18 protein-coding genes and 1 pseudogene are annotated in these 21,107 nt (G+C 75.3%); 13 read left to right on the forward strand and 6 right to left on the reverse strand.

What is annotated here, in order from left to right:
* The first annotated feature begins 123 nt into the window (after positions 1 to 123).
* The 6 genes from MN205_RS17545 (at position 124) to MN205_RS17570 (ending at position 6,620) form a co-directional block, all read left to right on the forward strand.
* Complete coding sequence (locus MN205_RS17545) at positions 124 to 1,071, forward strand: bifunctional riboflavin kinase/FAD synthetase (protein WP_242129611.1); 948 nt, start codon at positions 124 to 126, stop codon at positions 1,069 to 1,071.
* Between the two features lie 139 nt (positions 1,072 to 1,210).
* Positions 1,211 to 1,480: a 30S ribosomal protein S15 gene (gene rpsO / locus MN205_RS17550; RefSeq protein ID WP_242129612.1), complete on the forward strand. Its 270-nt coding sequence runs from the start codon at positions 1,211 to 1,213 to the stop codon at positions 1,478 to 1,480.
* A 292-nt stretch (positions 1,481 to 1,772) separates the two neighbouring features.
* On the forward strand, positions 1,773 to 4,031 hold the full coding sequence (locus tag MN205_RS17555) for a polyribonucleotide nucleotidyltransferase (protein WP_242129614.1): 2,259 nt from the start codon (positions 1,773 to 1,775) through the stop codon (positions 4,029 to 4,031).
* 19 nt (positions 4,032 to 4,050) lie between these two features.
* Complete coding sequence (locus tag MN205_RS17560) at positions 4,051 to 5,409, forward strand: pitrilysin family protein (protein ID WP_242129615.1); 1,359 nt, start codon at positions 4,051 to 4,053, stop codon at positions 5,407 to 5,409.
* 23 nt (positions 5,410 to 5,432) lie between these two features.
* Positions 5,433 to 6,164, forward strand: a complete 732-nt coding sequence (gene dapB, locus MN205_RS17565; RefSeq protein ID WP_255820602.1) for a 4-hydroxy-tetrahydrodipicolinate reductase — start codon at positions 5,433 to 5,435, stop codon at positions 6,162 to 6,164.
* 12 nt (positions 6,165 to 6,176) lie between these two features.
* Entirely contained in the window at positions 6,177 to 6,620 is a 444-nt protein-coding gene (locus MN205_RS17570; RefSeq protein WP_242129617.1) for a hypothetical protein, read from the forward strand.
* Between the two features lie 63 nt (positions 6,621 to 6,683).
* Here the strand turns inward: MN205_RS17570 and MN205_RS17575 are convergent, their stop codons facing one another.
* Together MN205_RS17575 and MN205_RS17580 are read right to left on the reverse strand one after the other, a co-directional pair.
* Positions 6,684 to 9,047: a glycoside hydrolase family 65 protein gene (locus MN205_RS17575; RefSeq protein WP_242129618.1), complete on the reverse strand. Its 2,364-nt coding sequence runs from the start codon at positions 9,045 to 9,047 to the stop codon at positions 6,684 to 6,686.
* The gene (locus tag MN205_RS17580) at positions 9,044 to 9,793 is read right to left on the reverse strand and encodes a beta-phosphoglucomutase family hydrolase (protein ID WP_242129619.1); all 750 of its coding nucleotides are present in this window, start codon (positions 9,791 to 9,793) and stop codon (positions 9,044 to 9,046) included. Before MN205_RS17580 ends, MN205_RS17575 begins: the two co-directional genes overlap by 4 nt.
* Positions 9,794 to 9,995: 202 nt before the next feature.
* Here MN205_RS17580 and MN205_RS17585 point away from each other — a divergent pair, with 202 nt between their 5' ends.
* The 4 genes from MN205_RS17585 to MN205_RS17600 all read left to right on the forward strand — a co-directional run bounded on the left by MN205_RS17585 (position 9,996) and on the right by MN205_RS17600 (position 12,521).
* Positions 9,996 to 10,448 carry a PRC-barrel domain-containing protein gene (locus MN205_RS17585; protein WP_242129620.1) on the forward strand — a complete coding sequence of 151 codons (453 nt, stop codon included), beginning with the start codon at positions 9,996 to 9,998 and terminating at the stop codon, positions 10,446 to 10,448.
* Positions 10,449 to 10,542: 94 nt separating this feature from the next.
* A complete protein-coding gene (locus MN205_RS17590; RefSeq protein ID WP_242129622.1) occupies positions 10,543 to 11,187 on the forward strand; it encodes a DUF421 domain-containing protein in 645 nt (214 codons plus the stop codon).
* Between the two features lie 2 nt (positions 11,188 to 11,189).
* On the forward strand, positions 11,190 to 11,927 hold the full coding sequence (locus MN205_RS17595; protein WP_255820608.1) for an OBAP family protein: 738 nt from the start codon (positions 11,190 to 11,192) through the stop codon (positions 11,925 to 11,927).
* A 189-nt stretch (positions 11,928 to 12,116) separates the two neighbouring features.
* The gene (locus tag MN205_RS17600; RefSeq protein ID WP_242129626.1) at positions 12,117 to 12,521 is read left to right on the forward strand and encodes a phage holin family protein; all 405 of its coding nucleotides are present in this window, start codon (positions 12,117 to 12,119) and stop codon (positions 12,519 to 12,521) included.
* An 82-nt stretch (positions 12,522 to 12,603) separates the two neighbouring features.
* Here MN205_RS17600 and MN205_RS17605 read toward each other — a convergent pair whose 3' ends face one another.
* Both MN205_RS17605 and MN205_RS17610 read right to left on the reverse strand, forming a co-directional pair.
* Positions 12,604 to 13,746 carry a S1C family serine protease gene (locus MN205_RS17605; protein WP_242129628.1) on the reverse strand — a complete coding sequence of 381 codons (1,143 nt, stop codon included), beginning with the start codon at positions 13,744 to 13,746 and terminating at the stop codon, positions 12,604 to 12,606.
* 124 nt (positions 13,747 to 13,870) lie between these two features.
* On the reverse strand, positions 13,871 to 15,745 hold the full coding sequence (locus MN205_RS17610; RefSeq protein WP_242129630.1) for a glycoside hydrolase family 15 protein: 1,875 nt from the start codon (positions 15,743 to 15,745) through the stop codon (positions 13,871 to 13,873).
* Between the two features lie 229 nt (positions 15,746 to 15,974).
* Here MN205_RS17610 and MN205_RS17615 point away from each other — a divergent pair, with 229 nt between their 5' ends.
* Entirely contained in the window at positions 15,975 to 16,283 is a 309-nt protein-coding gene (locus tag MN205_RS17615) for a DUF6343 family protein (RefSeq protein WP_242129632.1), read from the forward strand.
* A 116-nt stretch (positions 16,284 to 16,399) separates the two neighbouring features.
* On the opposite strand, the gene MN205_RS17620 is transcribed toward MN205_RS17615, so the two are convergent.
* Entirely contained in the window at positions 16,400 to 17,368 is a 969-nt protein-coding gene (locus MN205_RS17620; protein WP_242129633.1) for a TIGR03557 family F420-dependent LLM class oxidoreductase, read from the reverse strand.
* A gap of 177 nt (positions 17,369 to 17,545) precedes the next feature.
* On the opposite strand from MN205_RS17620, the pseudogene MN205_RS22370 reads away from it, so the two are divergent.
* Positions 17,546 to 18,238: pseudogene (locus tag MN205_RS22370) on the forward strand (hypothetical protein).
* A 42-nt stretch (positions 18,239 to 18,280) separates the two neighbouring features.
* On the opposite strand, the gene MN205_RS17635 reads toward MN205_RS22370, so the two are convergent.
* On the reverse strand, positions 18,281 to 20,218 hold the full coding sequence (locus tag MN205_RS17635; protein WP_242129636.1) for a sugar phosphate isomerase/epimerase and 4-hydroxyphenylpyruvate domain-containing protein: 1,938 nt from the start codon (positions 20,216 to 20,218) through the stop codon (positions 18,281 to 18,283).
* A gap of 167 nt (positions 20,219 to 20,385) precedes the next feature.
* Between MN205_RS17635 and MN205_RS17640 the strand changes: the two genes are divergently transcribed.
* Positions 20,386 to 21,063 carry an HAD-IA family hydrolase gene (locus tag MN205_RS17640; protein ID WP_242129637.1) on the forward strand — a complete coding sequence of 226 codons (678 nt, stop codon included), beginning with the start codon at positions 20,386 to 20,388 and terminating at the stop codon, positions 21,061 to 21,063.
* Positions 21,064 to 21,107 lie beyond the last annotated feature (44 nt).

The following is a 21,107-nucleotide window of genomic DNA, read 5'->3' on the forward strand; positions in this document are numbered from 1 at the left end:
GGCGGGCCCGGTCCCGGCCGAGACGTTAGCCAGGCCGGTGCGGGCCCGCGCGGGCGGCCACCCCGCCCGCCGCGCGGGGGGCCGCCCGCCGTGGCGCCGGGGTGCGGCTGGCAGAGTGTGCGGGTGCAGCGGTGGGACGACCTGGCAGACGTGGACCCCGGTTTCGGCCCCTCGGTCCTCACCGTCGGCAACTTCGACGGGGTGCACCGCGGGCACGTCGCGGTGCTGGAGCGCGTGGTGCGCGCGGCCCGCGAGCGCGGCGCGGCCGCGGTGGCGGTGACGTTCGACCCGCACCCGCTGCAGGTCCTCGTGCCCGAGCGCGCCCCCGGCCTGCTCACCGGCCTGGAGCACCGCCTGGAGCTCATCGCCGCGTGCGGCCTGGACGCGGTGCTCGTGCTGCCGTTCACCCGTGAGCTCGCCGCGTGGTCCCCGGAGCGCTTCGTGGAGGACGTCTTCGCGCGGGCCCTGGGGGCCGTGGAGGTCGTCGTCGGCCACGACGTGCGCTTCGGGCGGCGCAACAGCGGCGACCTGGGCACGCTGCGCGAGCTGGGCGACCGCCACGGCTTCGCGGTCACCGCCGTGGACGACCTCGGCGACGGCGTGGGCCGCCCGCCGCGCTGGTCCTCGACCGCGGTGCGCGAGGCGCTCGCCGCCGGGGACGTCGAGCGCGCGGCCGCCGTGCTGGGGCACCCGCACCGGGTGAGCGCGACCGTCGTGCACGGCGACCACCGCGGTCGCGAGCTGGGCTACCCGACCGCCAACCTCTCCGGCGAGGACGCCGAGGGGCTGGTGCCCGCGGACGGCGTGTACGCCGGGTGGCTGCACCGCCCGTCGGGGCAGCGGCTGCCGGCAGCCGTGTCCGTGGGGTCGAACCCGACCTTCGACGGGGTGGAGCGCCGCGTGGAGGCGCACTGCGTCGACAGCCCCGGCCTGGACCTGTACGGCGAGCGGGTCGCGGTGGACTTCGTGCACCGCCTGCGCCCGACGCTGCGCTTCGAGGGCGCCGCCGCCCTCGTGGAGCAGGTGGACCGCGACGTGCAGCGCTGCCGGGAGCTGCTCGGCCTCCTGTGACGCCCGGTCGCGCTGCGGTCCGCGCGCGGGGGACGGAGCCTCGGCTGGTAGCCTGGGCGAGCCGTTCGACCGGCCGCGGACACAGAGAGCCCGGGTGGATCAGCCCCGGAGCACCGCGCAACGAGACACAGGAGATGCCGTGCCCCTCGACGCCGACGTCAAGAAGAAGATCATCGCCGAGTACGCGACCAGCGAGGGCGACACCGGCTCGCCCGAGGTGCAGGTCGCGATGCTGACCCAGCGCATCCGGGACCTGACCGAGCACCTGAAGACGCACCAGCACGACCACCACAGCCGCCGCGGGCTGCTGCTGCTGGTCGGCCAGCGCCGTCGCCTGCTGCAGTACATGGCGAAGAAGGACATCAACCGCTACCGCTCGATCATCGAGCGCGTCGGCATCCGCCGCTGAGGCGGCGCAGGGGCGGTCCCTCCCGGGACCGCCCCTGCTGCGCGTGGCGGTGCACGGGCAGGCCCGCGCACCGCTGCCGCGCACCAGCGCCCGACTCCGGGCAGACTCGGGAGTGCCGCGCCGCGGCACCCCGGCCGCCGTACCGCGCAGCGTCGTGCCGGTCCTCGGTAGTGGCCTCCGGGCGCCTCGCGCCCGTGGGCCTCGATCGAAGGCCGGACCGGTGGGGACCCGTCCCCGCCGGGCACGCGCCGGTGCGGCACGCACCGCACCCGATCGACGAAGGAGGAACCCCGTGGAGGGTCCCGAGATCACCGCCGCCGAAGCCGTCATCGACAACGGTTCGTTCGGCACCCGCACCGTCCGCTTCGAGACCGGCCGCCTGGCCCGCCAGGCCGCCGGCTCCGCCGCCGTCTACCTGGACGGCGAGTCCTTCCTGCTGAGCGCGACCACCGCCGGCAAGACGCCCAAGGACCAGTTCGACTTCTTCCCGCTGACGGTGGACGTCGAGGAGCGCAGCTACGCCGCCGGGAAGATCCCCGGCTCGTTCTTCCGCCGCGAGGGCCGCCCCTCGACCGAGGCGATCCTGACCTGCCGCCTCATCGACCGCCCGCTGCGCCCCAGCTTCGTCAAGGGCCTGCGCAACGAGGTCCAGGTCGTCGTCAGCGTCATGGCGCTGCACCCCGACGACGCGTACGACGTCGTGGCCATCAACGCCGCGTCGCTGTCCACCCAGCTGGCGGGCCTGCCGTTCTCCGGCCCCGTCGGCGGCGTGCGCATCGCGCTGATCGACGGCCAGTGGGTCGCGTTCCCGCGCTACTCCGAGGTCGAGCGGGCCGTCTTCGACATGGTCGTCGCCGGCCGCGTCGTCACGGGTGCCGACGGCTCCGAGGACGTCTCGATCATGATGGTCGAGGCCGAGGCCACCGAGGGTTCCTGGAACCTCGTCAAGGAGCAGGGCGCCCAGGCCCCCACCGAGGAGGTCGTGGCCGCCGGGCTCGAGGCCGCCAAGCCCCACATCGCCGCGCTGGTCAAGGCGCAGGCCGAGGTCGCCGCGAAGGCCGCCAAGCCCACCGCCGAGTTCCCGCTGTTCCTGGACTACCAGGACGACGTGCTCGCGGCCGTGGAGCAGGCCGCCTCCGGCGACCTCGCTCAGGCCCTGGCGATCGCGGGCAAGCAGGAGCGCGAGAACCGCGTCGACGAGATCAAGGCGCAGCTGCGCGAGTCCCTCGCGGAGCAGTTCGCCGGCCGTGAGAAGGAGGTCTCCGCGGCCTACCGCGCGCTGCAGAAGAAGCTGATCCGCCAGCGCATCCTCACCGACTCCGTGCGCATCGACGGGCGCGGCCTGGCCGACATCCGCACGCTGTCCGCGGAGGTCGAGGTCCTGCCCCGCGTGCACGGCTCGGCGCTGTTCGAGCGCGGCGAGACGCAGATCCTCGGCGTGACCACGCTGAACATGCTGCGCATGGAGCAGCAGCTCGACACCCTCTCGCCGGTGACGCGCAAGCGCTACATGCACAACTACAACTTCCCGCCCTACTCCACCGGCGAGACCGGCCGGGTGGGTTCGCCCAAGCGCCGCGAGATCGGTCACGGCGCCCTGGCCGAGCGCGCGCTGGTGCCGGTGCTGCCGGCCCGCGAGGAGTTCCCCTACGCGATCCGCCAGGTCTCCGAGGCGCTGAGCTCCAACGGGTCCACCTCGATGGGCTCGGTGTGCGCCTCGACCCTGTCGCTGCTGAATGCGGGTGTGCCGCTGCGCGCGCCCGTCGCCGGCATCGCGATGGGCCTGGTCTCCGACACCGTCGACGGCGAGACCCGCTACGCGGCGCTGACCGACATCCTCGGGGCGGAGGACGCCTTCGGCGACATGGACTTCAAGGTCGCCGGCACCAGGGAGTTCGTCACCGCCATCCAGCTGGACACCAAGCTGGACGGCATCCCCGCCTCCGTGCTGGCCGGGGCGCTGACCCAGGCCCGCGACGCGCGCCTGCACATCCTGGACGTCATGGCGGAGGCCATCGACGCCCCCGACGAGATGTCGCCCACCGCGCCGCGCATCATCACGGTGAAGGTGCCGGTCGACAAGATCGGCGAGGTCATCGGGCCCAAGGGCAAGATGATCAACCAGATCCAGGAGGACACCGGCGCCGACATCTCCATCGAGGACGACGGCACCGTGTTCATCGGCGCGGTCGACGGCCCCTCGGCCGAGGCGGCGCGCGCGGCGGTCAACGCGATCGCCAACCCGACGATGCCCGAGGTGGGCGAGCGCTACCTCGGCACCGTCGTGAAGACCACGACCTTCGGGGCGTTCGTCTCCCTGCTGCCCGGCAAGGACGGCCTGCTGCACATCTCGCAGCTGCGCAAGCTGTCCGGCGGCAAGCGCGTCGACACCGTCGAGGACGTCGTCTCCGTGGGGCAGAAGGTCCAGGTGGAGATCGCCGAGATCGACCCGCGCGGCAAGCTGTCCCTGGTGCCGGTCGTGGCGGAGGAGGAGAACGCGTCCACGGACGCGGGCGCCTCCACCGACGAGGCCGCGTCGGCCGACGCCTGACGTGCCGGCCCACCACGGCGTGACCGGCCCCGTCGACCTCCCCACGGAGGCGGCGGGGCCGGCCCCCCTCACCACCACCCTGTCCGACGTGGACGGCGCCCTCGTGCGGCGCACGGTCCTGCCGTGCGGGACGCGGGTGCTGACCGAGGCGATGCCCGGGCAGCGCTCGGCCAGCATCGGCTGCTGGGTCGGCGTCGGCTCGCGCGACGAGACCAGCGGCCACCACGGCTCCACGCACTTCCTGGAGCACCTGCTCTTCAAGGGCACCGAGCGCCGCGACGCGATGGACATCGCCACCGCGTTCGACGCCGTCGGCGGCGAGGCGAACGCCGCCACCGGCAAGGAGCACACGACCTACTACGCGCGGGTGCTCGACACCGACCTCCCGATGGCGATCGACGTGGTGACCGACATGGTCACCTCCGCCGTGCTCGACGAGGACGACTTCAGCTCCGAGCGGGAGGTCATCCTCGAGGAGCTGGCGATGAACGACGACGACCCCGGCGACGTCGCGCACGAGAGGTTCGCGGAGCTCGTCCTCGGCGAGCACCCGCTGGCCCGCCCCATCGGCGGCACCCCGGAGGCCATCCGGGCCGTGAGCCGCGACGACGTCTGGGCGCACTACCGCCAGCACTACCGTCCCTCGACGCTGGTGTTCACCGCCGCCGGCGGCCTGGACCACGACGAGGTCGTGGAGGCGGTGCAGCGCGAGCTGTCCCGCGCCGCCGGCGACCTGCACGACGCCGCACCGGCCCCGCGCCGGGCGGCAGGGCAGGTCACCGGCGGTCTGGAGCGCGGGCGTGCCCTGGTCGTCGAGCGCGCCACCGAGCAGGCCCACGTGCTGCTGGGGACCACCGGCATCACCGCCACCGACGAGCGCCGCTTCACGCTCAGCGTGCTCAACGCGGTGCTGGGCGGCGGCATGAGCAGCCGGCTGTTCCAGGAGGTGCGCGAGAAGCGCGGCCTGGCGTACTCCGTGTACTCCTTCAACGCGAACTACGCCGACTCCGGCTACGTGGGCCTGTACGCGGGCTGCTCGCCGGCGAGGGCCGGTCAGGTCGCCGAGCTGATGCTCGGCGAGCTGGCGAAGCTCGCGGAGGCCCCGATGGAGGCGGAGGAGCTGCACCGCGGCATCGGCCAGCTCGCCGGTGGCATGGTGCTGGGCCTGGAGGACTCCGGGTCGCGGATGAACCGGTTGGGCAAGTCGGAACTGGTGCACGGGCAGTTCCTCGACGTCGACGGCGTCCTGGCGCGTCTGCGCGCGGTGACGGCCGAGGACGTGCAGGCGTTGGCCGCGGACCTGCTCGAACGGCCGCGCTCCGTGACCGTCGTCGGTCCCTTCCCCGACGACGCGCCGTTCGCGCCGGTGGTGCGGTGAGCACCCCGGCGGAGGGCGGCCCGCTGCGGGTCGCCGTCACCGGTGCCCGCGGCCGCATGGGTTCCCGGGCCTGCGCCGCCGNGGCGGCGCAGGACCTCCAGCTGGTGGCGGCCCTGGGCCGCGGCGACGACCTGGCCGCGGCCCGGGGGGCCGACGTCCTCGTGGACCTCACCGTGCCCGGCTCGGTGATGGACAACGTGCGCTGGGCCCTGGCCCACGGCCTGCACGTCGTCACCGGCACCACCGGCTTCACCGGCGAGCGCGTCGCGCAGGTCGAGGCGTGGCAGCGCGAGGCGGGTCGCAACGTGCTCATCGCCACGAACTTCGGGCTCGGCGCCGTGCTCGTCATGAAGTTCGCCGAGCGGGCGGCGCGGTACTTCGAGTCCGTCGAGGTCGTCGAGCTGCACCACCCCGGCAAGGTGGACGCCCCCTCGGGGTCGGCGGTCCGCACCGCGCAGCTCGTCGCGGCCGCCCGCGCCGAGGCGGGCCTGGGTCCCTCCCCGGACGCGACCGAGCAGTCCCTGCCCGGGGCGCGCGGCGCCGTCGTCGACGGCGTGCACGTGCACGCCGTGCGGATGCGCGGCATGACCGCCCACCAGGAGGTCGTCCTCGGCGGGCCGGGGGAGACCCTGACGCTGCGCGACGACACCTACGACCGCGCCGCCTACATGCCCGGTCTGCTGCTGGGGGTGCGGCAGGTCGCCTCCCGCCCCGGCGTCACCGTGGGTCTCGAGCACTACCTCGACCTCGACTGAGGAGGCGCGACGTTGCGCACCAAGATCGTCGTCGCGGTGGCGTGCGCGGCGCTGCTGTTCTACTTCGTGCTGCTCGGGCGCCTCGGGGTGCAGCTCATCGGCACCGGCGAGTGGGCGGGGGTGCTCCTCGGCGTGGCCGTGCTCCTGCTGCCCCTGGTGGGGGCGTGGGCCGTCGCCCGCGAACTGCTCTTCGGGCGGGCCACCGAGCGGCTCGGGCGCGAGCTCGCCGAGCGCGGTGAGCTGCCCCCCGACGACCTGGACCGCACCGCCACCGGCCGCGTCGACCGCGCCGCCGGCCGGGAGATGTTCGAGCGGTACCGCGCCGAGGTCGAGGCGTCCCCGGACGACCCCGGCGCCTGGTACCGCCTCGCGATCGCCTACGACGCGGCCGGCGACCGCCGCCGCGGGCGCGCCGCCGCCCGCCACGCGCTGCGGCTGCGCGAGCAGCGCCCCTGACCCCGCGCGCCGGCACCCTCCCTGCGCCGGGAACCCCGCGNGCGCGGGGTTCCCGGCGCTCCCTCAGTGCGTGACGGCGCGCACCCGCTGCGCCGGTTCGCGCCCCGGCGGCTGCGGCGGGCGCGGCAGCAGCGGCTTGCGCTCGCGCACCGGCAGCGTCACGGGCGAGCCGGTGGAGACCACGACCTCCTGGCCGGCGTGCCGCAGCCGCACCGACGCGTCCGGCCCGTCGTGCACCTCGTACGTCGCCTCGTGGTCGCGCACGGTCACCCGCAGGGTGCGGCCGTGCCAGCGCACCGAGAACCGCAGCTGCGAGATGCCGTGGGGCAGAGCGGGGTCCAGGGTGAGCTCCCCCCCGGTGTCCCGCAGGCCCCCGAACCCCTGCACGAGGGCCATCCAGGTGCCGGCCAGCGACGCGATGTGCAGCCCGTCGGCGGTGTTGTGGTGCAGGTCCCGCAGGTCGACGCTGGCGGCCTCGTACGTGTAGTCGTGCGCGAGCTCCAGGTGCCCGGTCCGTGCCGCCAGCACCGCCTGCACGCAGGCGGACAGGGAGGAGTCGCGCACGGTGCGGCGCTCGTAGTAGTCGACGTCGCGGGCGAAGTCCTCCTCGCCGAACCGGTCGCCGAACCAGAACAGCGCCATGCCCAGGTCGGCCTGCTTGCACACCTGGTGCCGGTACAGGTCGAAGTAGGGGACGTGCAGCAACAGCGGGTAGTCGCGGCGGTGCTCGAAGTCCCACTCGGGCAGGCGCGTGAACCCCTCGTGCTGCTGGTGCACGCGCAACCGCTCGTCGTAGGGCACGTGGACCGCCTCGGCCGCGTCCACCCACCTCGCCGCCTCCTCCAGGTCCACACCGAGGTCGCGGGCCCGGTCCTGCCGCCGGCGCACGGCGGCGGCCGCGGCGGAGAGGTTGTGCGCGGCGGCCAGGTTGGTGAACAGGTTGTCGTCGACCACCGCGGTGTACTCGTCCGGCCCGGTGACCCCCGCGATGTGCCAGGCGCCGTCGGCGTCGTGGTGCCCCAGGGACATCCACAGCCGCGCCGTCTGCACGAGCACCTCCAGCCCCCCGTCGGCCTCCAGGCAGTCGTCGCCGGTGACGACGCGGTAGCGCTCCACCGCGGCGGCGATGTCGGCGTTGACGTGGAACGCGGCGGTGCCCGCCGGCCAGTAGCCGGAGCACTCCTCGCCGCGGATGGTGCGCCACGGGAACGCCGCGCCGCGCAGGCCGAGCTCCTGCGCTCGCGCGCAGGCCTTGTCCATCGTGCTCCAGCGCCAGCGGAGCGCGTCGCGCGCCGCGTCGGGCGCGGTGTAGGTGAGCACGGGCAGGACGTACGCCTCGGTGTCCCAGAAGATGTGCCCGTCGTACCCCGGACCGGTCAGGCCCTTGCCGGGGATGCCGCGGCCCTCGCTGCGAGCACCGGCCTGCAGCACGTGGAACAGCGCGAACCGCACGGCCTGCTGGACCTCGGCATCGCCCTCGACCTGCACGTCGGCGGCGTCCCAGAACTCGTCGAGGTACTGGCGCTGCTCACGCAGCAGCCCCTCCCAGCCGGTGTAGCGGGCGCCGCTGAGGGCGCCGGCGACCTGGTCGCGCAGCGCGGGGTGCGAGCGTTGCGAGGACCAGCCGTACGCGAGGTGCTTGACCAGGCGCACCGGCTGTCCCGGTTCGGCCGCCACGACGAACGTGGTGCGGGCCCAGTCGTCGGCGGTGGCGGTCTGGCACTCCACCCGGCCGGTGGCCTCCAGGGTGTTGTGCATGCCGGCGGCCATCTGCAGGCCGCTGGCGCGGGTGCGGTGCACGAGCGTGGCCGAGCGGGGGCCGTTGTCCCGCTCCACCGCCACCAGCGGCGAGTTCAGCACCGCGGCGACGCGCGGGTCCCGCTTCTTCGCCGGCACCGCCTCGTTGGCGACCAGCTCCGACTGCAGCGTCAGGCGCACCGGCCGGTCCACGGCCTCCACGACGTACTCGATCGCGGCCACCGCCCGCTGCGCGAACGAGACCAGGCGGGTGGAGCGCACCCGCACCCTGCGCCCCGCGGGGGAGACCCAGTCGGCGGTGCGGGTCAGCGTGCCGGCGCGCAGGTCCAGGACGCGCTCGTGGGAGAGCAGTTCGCCGTAGCGCACGTCGAACGGCTCGTCGTTGACGAACAGCCGCACGAGCTTGCCGTTGGTGACGTTGACGACGGTCTGCCCCACCTCGGGGTAGCCGTACCCGGCCTCGGCGTAGGGCAGCGGGCGGTCCTCGTAGAAGGAGTTCAGGTAGGTGCCCGGGGTGCCGTGCGGTTCGCCCTCGTCCAGGTTGCCGCGCATCCCGACGTGCCCGTTGGACAGGGCGAACACGGACTCGGTCTGCCCGAGCAGGTCCAGGTCCAGACCGGTCTCGCGCACGTGCCACGGTTCGACGGGGAAGGTGTCGGGGCCGATCACCGCGCGGCCTCGCCCAGGAGCTCGGCGAGATCGCTCACGACGACGTCGGCACCGTGCTCCCGCAGGGCGTCGGCGTGCCCCACCCGGTCCACGCCCACCACCACGCCGAACCCACCGGCCCGGCCGGCCTCGACGCCGGACAGCGCGTCCTCGAACACCGCCGCCCGCTCCGGCGGCACACCCACCCGGCGCGCGCCCTCCAGGAAGGTGTCGGGCGCGGGCTTGCCGGCCAGGCCCAGCTCGCGCAGGGTCACGCCGTCCACGCGGTCCTCCACGAACTCCGCCAGGCCGGTCGCCTCCAGCACCTGGCGCGTGTTCGCGCTGGAGGAGACCACGACCCGGCGCAGCCCGGCGTCGCGGGCGGCCTGCAGGTAGCGCCGCGAACCCTCGTACACCTCGACCCCGTCGGTGGCCAGGCGCTGCAGCAGGTCGGTGTTCTTGGCGTTGCCGAGGCCGCTGACCGTCTCCGTGCCCGGGGCGTCGTCGGGCGAGCCCTCCGGCAGCGTGATGCCGCGGCTGGCGAGGAAGTCGCGCACCCCCGCGGCCCGCGGCTTGCCGTCGACGTGGGCGCGGTAGTCGGCGTCGGGGTCGAAGGGCACGAACTCCTCCCCGGTGCGGGAGGCGCGCTCGCGCAGGTAGCCGTCGAACGCCGCCGTCCAGGCCGCGTTGTGCACCGCGGCGGTGTCCGTGAGGACCCCGTCCAGGTCGAACAACAGGGCCTCGATGCCGTCCGGCAGTCCCAGCACGTCGCCTCTCCTCTCCGCGGGGGGTCGCTCCTCCCGCGCTCCGACCCTAGGGGGACCGGGCGGCCGGTGCAGTCCGGTGCGCCGCGGGCCCCGCGGCGGGGGCGCGGTGGTGTCGCGGCGGGGTTGGGGTCCGGGGCGATCGGGTACCCACCCGGTGGACAGCAGCCCAGGGCGGGCCCGCCCGCCCGGAGAGGAGGACGGCGTGAGCCAGCACCCCGGCAGCCGCTCCGGCAGCCACCCCGCGGACGTGCTCGTCCGGCTCAGCGACAGCGGCAGCACCGTGGCCGACCCCGCCGAGGACGTGCGGGGACGTCGCGTCGTCGACAGCGCCGGTGCCGAGCTGGGCACGGTGGACGACCTGCTGGTGGACCGCGACGAGAAGCACGTGCGCCTGCTGCGCCTGGAGCACGGCGGGATCCTCGGCATCGGCGCGGAGGTGTCCTTCGTGCCCGTGGAGGCCGTCACCGGTGTCGGCGACGAGGAGGTGCGCGTCGACCTCGACCGCGAGCGCCTCGCCGGCGCCCCCCGCTACGACCCGGACCTGGCGGACCAGTCGGACTTCTACGGCTCCCTGTACGGCTACTACGGCTACGCGCCGTTCTGGGGCCCCGGCTACGTCGCCGGGCCGTGGCCGGGCCACTTCGGCACCCCCTGAGCCCCGGCACCCCCTGAGCGCACGCGCTCGAGCGCTCTCGCACCCGGGCGCCGCGCGGAGGAGTGGGCGCCGCCGCGCGGGGTAGGGGAGCGGCATGTGGTTCGACTCGTGGTCCGACCTGGGACGCGTGGTGGCCGTGGGTGCGTGCGCCTACGCCACCGTCGTCCTCGTCCTGCGCCTGTCCGGCAAGCGCACCCTGGCGAAGCTCAACGCCTTCGACCTGGTGGTGACGGTGGCGCTGGGTTCCACCCTGGCGACCATCCTGCTCAGCTCCGACGTGTCCTGGTCGGAGGGCGCCGTGGCCCTGGCCCTGCTCGCCGCGCTGCAGTTCGCGGTCGCCTGGACCACGGCGCGCCTGCCCGCCGGGCGCACCGTGGTGACGGCCCGGCCGACGCTGCTGCTGTCGGACGGCGTGGTCGACGAGGCGGCGATGCGGCAGCAGCGGGTCACCCTCACCGACGTGCGGCAGGCGGTGCGGGCGAGCGGTTGCGGGGGGCTGGAGCGCGTCGCGGCGGTCGTTCTGGAGGGGGACGGCACGCTCAGCGTCATCCCGTCCTCGCAGCGGGGCAGCGGTTCGGCGCTCACCGACGTCCCCGGCGCGCCGGTGGACGGCCCGCCCCGCGCACCGGGGGGTCCCCGGACCGGTCCACCGGTGAGTGACCGGGTGGTGAGGGGGGTAGGGGAGGGGCATCCGACCCGCCGCGTCGAGGCGGCAGTGCCCGAGGAGGAGCGACCGTGAGCCTGAACCCCGCCGTCAAGCGCCGTCCCGGCCCCGTCACGCCCGCGGGCGAACGCGAGGGGGCGTGGTTGACCGTCCTCGAGCAGGGCGCGAAGCTGCTGCAGTCCGCGCCCCCGCTGAAGGCCTTCGACGTCTACGTGGCGGGGCTGCACTGCGCCAAGGGCGACGCGGGCATGCAGATGGAGGCCCACCACTTCTGCAAGGTCGTCAACGACGACCTCCTGCAGTGCGTGATCTTCGACGGCAACACCGCCGACGCCAACCTCATCGGCATCGAGTACATCGTCTCCGGGGCGCTGTTCGACACGCTGCCGGAGCAGGAGAAGGACTACTGGCACCCGCACAACTACGAGGTGTTCTCCGGGCAGTTGTCCGCGCCGGGCCTGCCGCAGAAGGTCGAGACGTCGCTGATGAAGCAGCTGGTGAACTCCTACGGCAAGACGTGGCACACCTGGCACACCGGCACGCACGGTGACCCCGGGATGGACCTGCCGATGGGGGACGCGACGCTGATGTGGTCGTTCAACCGCGACGGCGAGGCCGACGAGGGCCTGCGCACCGGGTTCGAGCAGGCGATGGGGATCGACTCGGACGCCAAGCGGGCCGACCGGCGGTCCCTGCTGCCGCTGGCCCGGCCGCAGCGGGGCGTGGACGAGATGAAGGACGACTTCGCCGGCACCACCCCGGTGCCCGGGGTCGTGGACGTGGACGTGGACGTGGACGTGGACGCCGAACGGTGAGGTGGCCGGCCCTGCGCCGCTGTCCCGGACGAGGTGAACCGCCGGCCGGTCGGTCGCCCGGCCCGGTCCCGCTCGCCCGCGTTCCGCACCCGGCCCGCCCAGCGGCGGCCGAGGGCTCCGGCGCGTAGCGTGCGGCCCGGGGGACCGTGCCGCCCGGGGCCCGTCCCAGGAACCTGAGGAGACGGAACCGTGACCGACCAACCCGCTCGCACCGCCGGTCAGCTCGTCGACGACCTGACCTCCGACACCGCGGAACTCGTCCGTGCGGAGTTCCAGCGCGGTCAGCAGGAGATGATCGCCAAGGCGAAGGAGGCGTCCAGGGGGGCTGCGCTGCTCGGTGGTGCCGCCGTCCTGGGGGCGATGGCCGCCGGGACGTCCGCGGCGTTCGTCGTGCGGACCTTCGGCAAGGTGCTGCCCGCGCCGAGCGCCGCGCTCCTGGCGACCCTGCTGTACGGCGGCGGGGCCGCGGCCCTGGCGGCCGCCGGCGCGGCCGAGCTGAAGCGCATCGGTTCGCTGCTGCCGGAGGAGACCCTCGCCGGCGTCCGCGAGGACGTGCGCGCCGCCCGCTCGGGCGCCGCGGGAACGCCCGGCTGAGCGAGGCCGGGCACCGGTACGACACCGTGCCGGTGCCCGACCCGGCGGGGACGCGCCTGCGACGCCCGCCGGCCGCGAGCCGTCAGCCCGTCACGCTCAGCTCGCCGAGCTGGACCGGGAACGTCTGCTCCTCGCCGCCGCGCTGCACGGTGACGTCCACCGTCTGCCCGACCTCCAGGTCCGCCAGCACCGCGGACAGCTCGGCGGTGCTGCGGACCTGCTGGCCGTCGACGGAGGTGATGACGTCCCCGTCGCGCAGCCCCGCGGAATCCGCGGCCCCGCCCGGTTCCACCCCGACGACACCCACCCCGGCCGGCTGGCCGGAGGAGTCGGCGAGGGTGGTGACGCTCACGCCCAGGGCGGCCCGGTTCGTGTCGGTGACCTCGCCGTCCTCGACGAGCTGCGGCGCCACGTTCTTCACCGTGTTGGAGGGGATCGCGAAGCCGATGCCCGGGGCGGCCCCACCCCCGCCGGCCGGGCTGGTGGCCGCCAGGGTCGGGATGCCGATGACCTCGCCCTCCATGTTCACCAGCGCCCCGCCGCTGTTGCCGGGGTTGATCGCGGCGGAGGTCTGGATGGTTCCCGGCAGCGTCGCGCCGGCCGGGGCCGCCTCGCTGGGCGGTTCGGACACGGTGCGGCCGGTGGCGGAGACGATGCCGTCGCTGACGCTGCTGGACAGGCCCAGCGGGTTGCCCATGGCGAGCACGAGCGTGCCGACCTCCACGGCGTCGGAGTCGGCCAGCGTCGCCGGCTGCAGGTCCGGTGCGCCCTCCACCCGGATCACCGCCAGGTCGTTCTGCGGGTAGGTGCCCACCAGCGTCGCCGGGTACGACGTCGCGGTGTTGGCGAACTGCACCTCGAACTCGGTCGAGGCGCCGATGACGTGCGCGTTGGTGACGATGTTGCCCTGCTCGTCGAGGACGACACCGCTGCCCAGACCGTTGGGCGTGCGGATCTCCACCACGGACGGCAGGACCTCGCTGATGACCTGCTGGTAGGACTCCTGCAGGGTCTCCACCGCACCGCCGGCGCTCAGCCCGCCCGACTCCGCGGTCCGCGTGGCGTCCGCGGTGGCCGCACCGCTGGCCGCGGTGTCCTCCTCGGCGGTGGCCGTGCACCCGGCCAGCGCGAGGGGGACGAGCAGGAACCCCGCCAGGGCGGTGCGGCGGCGCCGGCGTCCGGGCGTCCGGGACGCGGGGCGGGCGGACGGCGCGGTGCTGCTCACGGGAACTCCCATCGTGGTGGGGGTCCCGCGCCCGGCGCGGGACCCCCGGGGCCGAGGTGACCTTTGCAGGTCCTCAATCCTGGGCCGGTTCAGGGATCTCCGCCACCGGACCCGCGCCGGGGTGTCAACCGTCCCCGGCGGGCCCGCGCTCGGCGCTGCCGTCGCCCGGCAGTCCGTCGCCGGTGCGTGGTCCCAGGTCGGCCGGGTGGCTGCCGCCGAGGTGGCGGGCGGTGTTGACCAGGCCGACGAGGCTGAAGGCCTGCGGGGTGTTGCCCAGGTGCCGGCGCGCGACCGGGTCGTACTCCTCGCTGAGCAGGCCCAGGTCGTTGCGCAGGTCCAGCAGCCGCTCGAACAGCTTCCTGGCCTCCTCGCGCCGGCCCGTGCCGTGCAGGGCGTCGGCGAGCCAGAAGGTGCAGATCAGGAAGGTGCCCTCCTCGCCGGCCAGCCCGTCGCCCCCGTCCGCGCCGGTGTCGTAGCGCAGCAGGAACCCGTCCCGCTCCAGCTCGCGCTGGACCGCGTCGACGGTGCCGACCACGCGGGCGTCGTCCCACGGCAGGAAACCGACCTCGGGGATGAGCAGGGTGGCCGCGTCCAGGCCCCGCGAGCCGTAGGACTGGGTGAAGGTTCCCCGCGCGGCGTCGAAACCCTGCTCGCACACCTCGGCGTGGATCTCGTCGCGCACCCGTCGCCAGGTGTCCACGGGGCCGTCCAGGCCGAACCGCTCGATCGCCTGGACGCCGCGGTCGACGCCCGCCCAGGCCAGCACCTTGGAGTGCACGAAGTGCCGCCGCGGCCCGCGGACCTCCCACAACCCGTTGTCGGGTGCGCGCCAGTTGCCCTCCAGGTGCTCCAGCAGCGCCTTCTGCAGGCCCCAGGCCGTCTCGTCCGGTTCCAGGCCGGCGCTGCGGGCCACGTGCAGCCCGTCGAGCACCTCGCCCCACACGTCGAGCTGGAGCTGGTCGGCGGCGGCGTTGCCCACGCGCACCGGCCCGGAGCCCTCGTACCCGCTCAGCCAGGGCAGTTCGTGCTCCGGCAGCCGCCGGGTGCCGTCGATGCCGTACATGATCTGCAGCTTCGCCGGGTCGCCGGCCACGGCCCGCAGGAGCCACTCCCGCCACGCCTTCGCCTCCTCGACGAAACCGGTGCCCAGCAGGGACTGCAGGGTGAACGTCGCGTCGCGCAGCCAGGTGAACCGGTAGTCCCAGTTGCGGGTGCCCCCGATCTGCTCGGGCAGCGAGGTGGTGGCCGCGGCGACGATGCCACCGGTGGGGGCGTACGTCAGCGCCTTCAGCAGGACGAGGGACCGGCGCACCGCGGCCGTCCAGCGCTCGGCGGTGGCCGGTTCCCCGCGAAGGTCGCGCGGGTCGTAGTGGAAGCTGCTCAGCCACTCGTCCCAGTACGACTCGGTGCCGGCCAGGGCCTCCTGCGCGTCCACGGGTTCGGGCTCCCCGGTCCACGACGGCGTGTGCGTCAGCACGAACGGCACCCGGTCGCCGGGCCCGACCGTGAACTCGGCGCGGGTGGAGAACCCCTCCCCGTGCAGGGGCACGGGGGTGTGCAGGTGGGCGGCGTCGGGGCCGGCGACCGCGCGCACCCCGCCCCCGGTGCTCCGCACCCAGGGCACGACGCTTCCGTGGTCGAAGCGCAGCCGCAGGTCCATCGAGACCGGCACCCGCCCGCGGACCCCCTCCACGATGCGCACCACGTCGGGGGCCTGCCCGCGCGGGGGCATGAGGTCGACCACCCGCACGGTGCCGTCGGGGGTGTCCCACTCGCTCTCGAGCACCAGCGCGTCGCCGCGGTAGCGGCGCCGGGTGCAGTCCCCGGCCCCGGTGGGGGCGATGCGCCAGCGCCCGGCGTCCTCGTCGCCGAGCAGCGCCGCGAAGCAGGCGGGGGAGTCGAAGCGGGGCAGGCACAGCCAGTCGATGGATCCGTCCCGGCCCACCAGGGCCGCGGTCTGCAGGTCGCCGATCAGCCCGTAGTCCTCGATGAGGGCCACCGGTCCTCCTCTCGTCGGTGCGCTCACCGGTGTGGTCGCCGGTGTGGTCGTCGGTGTGGTCGTCGGTGTGATCGCCAGCCTCTCGCGTCCGGGCGGTGGGCGCTCGGGGGAGGTCCGCCGCCCCGCGCGCCGGGGCCGGGCTGCCGTCCCCGGCGCGCTCCCGCCGGCGCACCCCGCCGGAGCGCGGCACGCGACGCATGACGCGTGGCGCGCGGGGTACGGGCCCCGCATGAGTCCTGACGAGCGTCGACACCGGACCCGCCGACCGGCCGACCCGTCGGTCCCGCCGGGGCAGCCGCGCGGCCGCACGGGGGACGAGGCGCGCACGGCGCGGTCCCCGCTGGCCCTGCGCCTGCTGCTGGCGGCGTTCGGCTTCGTCGTCTGCGGCGTCTTCGCCGCGCTCTGGCTCACCGCCGAGGAGCCGCCCGGCGGTTCGCGGGGGCCGGGGATCGTGCTGCTCGCGCTGGCGGTGATCGCGGCCGTGGACCTCGCCGTCGTGGCCGGGCGGCTGCGCCGCGGCCGCCGGACGCGGGGCTGACCGTCCGCCGGGTCCGCTCCCGGGCCCGTCCCCGGTGCACAGCGGCCCGCCACCCCCGGTGGGGTGGCGGGCCGTTGCGTGCGTGCCGGGCGTGGTCCGCCGGTCGCGCCCGCTCGTCAGGACGAGGGGGTCAGCCCGCGCAGCGGCTCGGCCAGCTCGTTCGCGAAGAACTCCAGGAAACCGTCGGGGTCGGGGCCGGCGTTCTGGGTGACGAGGTGGTCGAAACCCGCGTCGACGTACTGCTGGGCGTTGCTCAGGTAGCCCGCCGGGTCCGGGCCGACGGCGAACTGGGCCGTGACGTGCTCCGCGGTGACCGTCTGCGTGGCGGCGTCGAAGTTCACCGGGTTGGGCAGCTCGGACATCACCTTCCAGCCGGTGACGGCCCACCGGCTCTTCTCCAGCACGGCGTCGATCGCCGCCCCCTCGTCCGGCGCCCAGGCCATCGGGACCTCCGCGTACGCCGGTCCGCTGCCGCCGTGCTGCTTCCAGGTGCTGACGATCTCGCTCTTCGGCTCGGTGGCGAACAGCCCGTCGCCCAGTTCCGCGGCGATGCTCGCCGAGGCCTTCCCGCTGGAGGCGACCGCGATGACGGGCAGCTCCTCGGGCAGGTCGAAGACGCGCGCGTCCTCCAGCCGCAGGTGCTTGCCCTCGTAGGTCCGGTACCCGCCCCGCCACAGCAGCCGGATGATCTCCAGGGACTCGCGGAACCGCTCGTGGCGCTCGGCCACGCCGGGGAAACCGCGCCCGACGACGTGCTCGTTGAGCCGCTCGCCGGCGCCCACGCCGAGGGTGAACCGCCCGTCGGAGATGATCTGCATCGTGGCTGCGGCCTGCGCGATGATCGCCGGGTGGTAGCGCACCGACGGGCACGTCACGCCGGTGGCCAGCTCGATCCGCTCGGTCTTCGCGGCGATGGCGGCCAGCAGGCTCCACGTGAACCCCGAGTGCCCCTGCACGTCGAGCCACGGGTGGTAGTGGTCGCTCATCTCGACGAAGTCGTAACCGGCCCGCTCGGCCTCGACGGCCTGCCGGATGATCTCCTTGGGCCCGAAGGCCTCCGTCGCCAGCTTGTACCCGATGCGCATGCGTTCCCCCGTGCTCGGTCCGGTGCTCGATCTCGTGCTGGTCCGCCGCGCCGGCCCGCCGTGCTCGCTCGCGGTGCGGACCGTCCGGCCCTGCCGCCCGGGAGGTCCCGGGGTGTGTGCGCCGCGCTGAGGCGGTGGAGCGGTCCGCGGCCCGACACCCGCGACCCTAGGGGAGACGTGACCGCCCAGCACTCCGGGAGAACCCCCGACCGCGCGCTCGCCCTGCTGCGCGAACTGCTCACCACCCACGGCCCCGTCGGCCCGGAGGACGCCGTGCGCGACGTCTGCGCCCGCGAGCTCGAGGGGCTCGTGGACGAGCTGTGGACCGACGCCGCCGGGAACCTCGTCGGCCTGGTCCGGGGTACCGGGGTACCGGGGAACCCGGTGCTCCCGGTGTGCGGGTGATGGCGCACGTGGACGAGCTGTCGATGATCGTCGAGCGCGTCGAGCGCGTCGAGCGCGTCGAGGGCGGCGGCACGCTGCGGGTGGGGGAACTGGTGGTCGTGAACCCCGGCGACTTCGGCCTGGGCCCGGTGGCGGTCTTCGGTGGGGCCGGCCGAACCGGAGTACGGCACCGTCGTGGACTCCGGCCCGATCGTCGTCTACGCCGACGCCGGAGCCGTCTACGACACCTCGATCGCGGACCACCTGCTGCAGCTCGGGCAGCGCCTGGACCCGGCGCCCGTCCCGGCCGCGTTCACCGCCTTCGAGTCCGACGCCTCCCGGTCCGAGCTCGAGGGGCAGAGCGCGCGGGCGGCGCTGCTGTGCCTGCCGACCCTGAGCACCCACGGGTACGAGGTCGTGCACCGCGACGCGATCGGCGCGCTGGCCGAACTGCTCGCGGAGCACCTGCTGCGACCCCGCCCCTGAGCGCGGGACGGTCCAGCGGGCGGTGCACGGGCGGTGGGCTGCTCAGGCGGGGGGCGGTGCCGCCTGCGCCGCCATCCGCACCGGGGCGTTCGCCTCCCCGAGACCCCGGTAGCCGCCGGTGCGCTGCACGACCTCCACGAAGAACTCGCGGCTGACCGAGCGGGTGGAGAAGTGCAGCAGCTCCCCGTCGGCGTCCCGGTCGTACAGGACGGAGTTCTCCCGCAGCTGCGCGAGGAACCCCTCGTCCAGCCCGAAGCGCGCCTCCAGGTCGTCGTAGTAGTTGCCCGGGACGGGCAGCGGCCGCCCGCCGGCGCGCCGGAACGCCCGGGCCGCCGCCAGCGCGTCGTCGGTGGCGAAGGCGATGTGCCCGGCGCCCGGCGGGCGACCGCGCAGCATCGCCGACGTGGGCGCCACGCTCAGGACGACGCGCACCGCGTCGCCGGCGGACGTCAGCGCTCGCGTGCGCACCAGCCCGGCGGGTCCCGGCACGACCGAGGTGGGGGAGGGGTCGAGCCCCAGCACGGAGGTGAAGAACAGCGCGGCGCCGTCGAACCCGGCGAACCGCTGCGGCAGGGCCACGTGGTCCACGCCCGTCAGGGCCGCGCGCTCGCCCTCCCGCGGGGCGGGCACCGGCGCCGGCGGGCACGGCGCGAAGTCCGCGAGCCAGCCGTCGCCGGCCGGCTCGTCGGCGCAGAACTGCACCCACGTCCCGTCCGGTGCCACCACCGAGGGGATCTCCGCCTCGCCCGGTCCCACGGCCCGGTCCACCGCCGGCGCCAGCAGGGTGCGGGCGCGCTCGTGCAGGGCGTGCGGGTGCGGCGTCGCCAGCCCGAGGGCGCTCACCTGCGCGCGCACGTCGTCGCGGCGGCTGTTCACCACGACCCGCACGTCCCCGCTCGACCACAGCTCCAGCGGCCCGCTGCGGTGCCGTCCCGCGCACGTGAACCCCAGCTGCGCCAGCAGACCCGTCACCGCTCCCGCCGTGGCCGGGGAGGCGGAGACCTCCGTGAACGCCCACGAGCGCACCGCCGGCGCCCGGGGCAGCGACGGCGCCGGTGACGCCGGCGGCAGCGACGGGCGGTGCCGGAACGTGCGGTCGCGCAGGTGGCGCAGCGAGCGCATCCCGTCCACCGCCGTGGTGGCCGGGTCGGCCTGCCGGGCCAGGTCGTTGAACACCTCCAGCGACACCGGGCCCCGGTAGCCGCTGCCGACCACCGCGGCGTGGAAGCCCTCCAGGTCGAACTCGCCCTGGCCGGGGAAGCAGCGGTGGTGCCGGCTCAGCGGCAGCACGTCCATCGACAGCTTCGGGGCGTCGGCGATCTGGTAGAAGAACACCTTCCCCGGCGCGATGCCCGCGATGCCCGCGGGGTCGTCCCCGCGCGAGAGCACGTGGAAGGAGTCCAGGCAGTTGCCCAGCGCCGGGTGGTCCGCGGCCGCCACGACGCGGGCGGCGTGCCGGTAGTCCGACACGTGCGCCCCCCACGCCAGGGCCTCGTAGGCCAGCCGCACCCCGTGCGAGGCGGCCACCTCGGCGGCCGCGTGCAGCTGCTCCGCCAGCAGCGCGTCGTCGCGCACCGCGCCGGGGTGCACCGCCGAGCACACCAGCACCAGGTCCGTCCCCAGCTCCAGCGCCAGCTCGCACTTGCGGTGCAGCCGGTGGGCGTTGCGCGCCACCGCGGCCGGGTCCACGTCGTCGACGTCGCGGAACGGCTGGAAGAGCGAGACGGCCAGCCCCAGGTCCTCCACGCGCCGCCGCAGCGCGGCCGGGCTCTCCGGGCTGGCCAGCAGGTCCGGCTCGAACACCTCCACGGCGTCGAACCCGGCCGCGGCCACCGCCCGCAGCTTCTCGTCCAGGGTGCCCGCCAGGCACACCGTGGCGATCGAGGTGCGCAGCTCGTGCGTGCCCCGGAACCCCCCGGCGCCCGCGGGCACCGCCTGCGCGCGCGCCGCGGTCCCGTGCGCGGTCGTCCCGCCGTCCACCATCGTCCCCCCAGGATCGGTCCGGTCGGCCAGGATCGGTCCGGTCGGCGGCCCACCCTGGCACGGGCGGCCGCGCCGCGGGCCCGAACGGCGAGCGCGGTCCCCCGTGCGGGCGACCGCGGCGCGCAGCCGGGTGAGCGCGCCGTCGCCGCCCGTAGGGTGCGGGCGTGAGCCTGCCCGACCGCCCCTTCGCCGCCGTGCTCTTCGACATGGACGGCACCCTCGTCGACTCCACCTCCGCCATCGCCCGCTGCTGGACCACCTGGGCCCTCGAGCACGGCGTCACGGCCGAGGCGCTCGCGGCCGCCGGCGGGCACGGCCGCCCCGCCTCCGAGATCGTGCGCGACCTCGTGGGGGCCGAGCGCGCCGAGGAGGCTGCCGCGCGCATCACCGAGCTCGAGGTCGCCGACGTCCACGACGTCGTGCAGCTGCCCGGCGTGCCGCGGCTGCTCGCCGAGGTGCCCGCCGGGCGCTGGGCGGTCGTCACCTCCTGCGGCCGGCCGCTCGCCGACGCCCGCCGCCGCGCCGCGGGCCTGCCCGAGCCGGCGGCGCTGGTCACCTACGACGACGTCGACCGCGGCAAGCCGGACCCGGAGTGCTTCCTGCTGGGCGCGCACCGCCTCGGCGTGGACCCCGCCGACTGCCTCGTCGTGGAGGACGCCCCCGCCGGCCTGGCCGCCGCGCGCGCCGCCGGCTGCGCCACCCTGGCCGTGCGCACCACCCACCCCACCGGGCCGCTGGACGCCGACGCGGTCGTGGAGCTGCTGTCCCACGTGCGGGCGAGCGCCGACGGCGCGGGCGTGCGCGTGCGGGTGCGCGCACCCGGGGAGCGCGCGGACGTGTAACGCCCCCGCGCCCCGCGGCGATGACACCCCCGGACCCGGTCGCT

This window comes from Kineococcus sp. TRM81007, from assembly GCF_022669155.1.
In the GTDB taxonomy this organism is placed as follows: domain Bacteria; phylum Actinomycetota; class Actinomycetes; order Actinomycetales; family Kineococcaceae; genus Kineococcus.

What these genes read in the sequence shown, in the direction of transcription:
- MN205_RS17590 (WP_242129622.1), top strand. Translation starts at nt 10,543, where the DNA reads ATGTGGTTCGACTCGTGGTCCGACCTGGGACGCGTGGTGGCCGTGGGT.
- MN205_RS17615 (WP_242129632.1), top strand. Translation starts at nt 15,975, where the DNA reads ATGAGTCCTGACGAGCGTCGACACCGGACCCGCCGACCGGCCGACCCG.
- MN205_RS17620 (WP_242129633.1), bottom strand. Translation starts at nt 17,368, where the DNA reads ATGCGCATCGGGTACAAGCTGGCGACGGAGGCCTTCGGGCCCAAGGAG.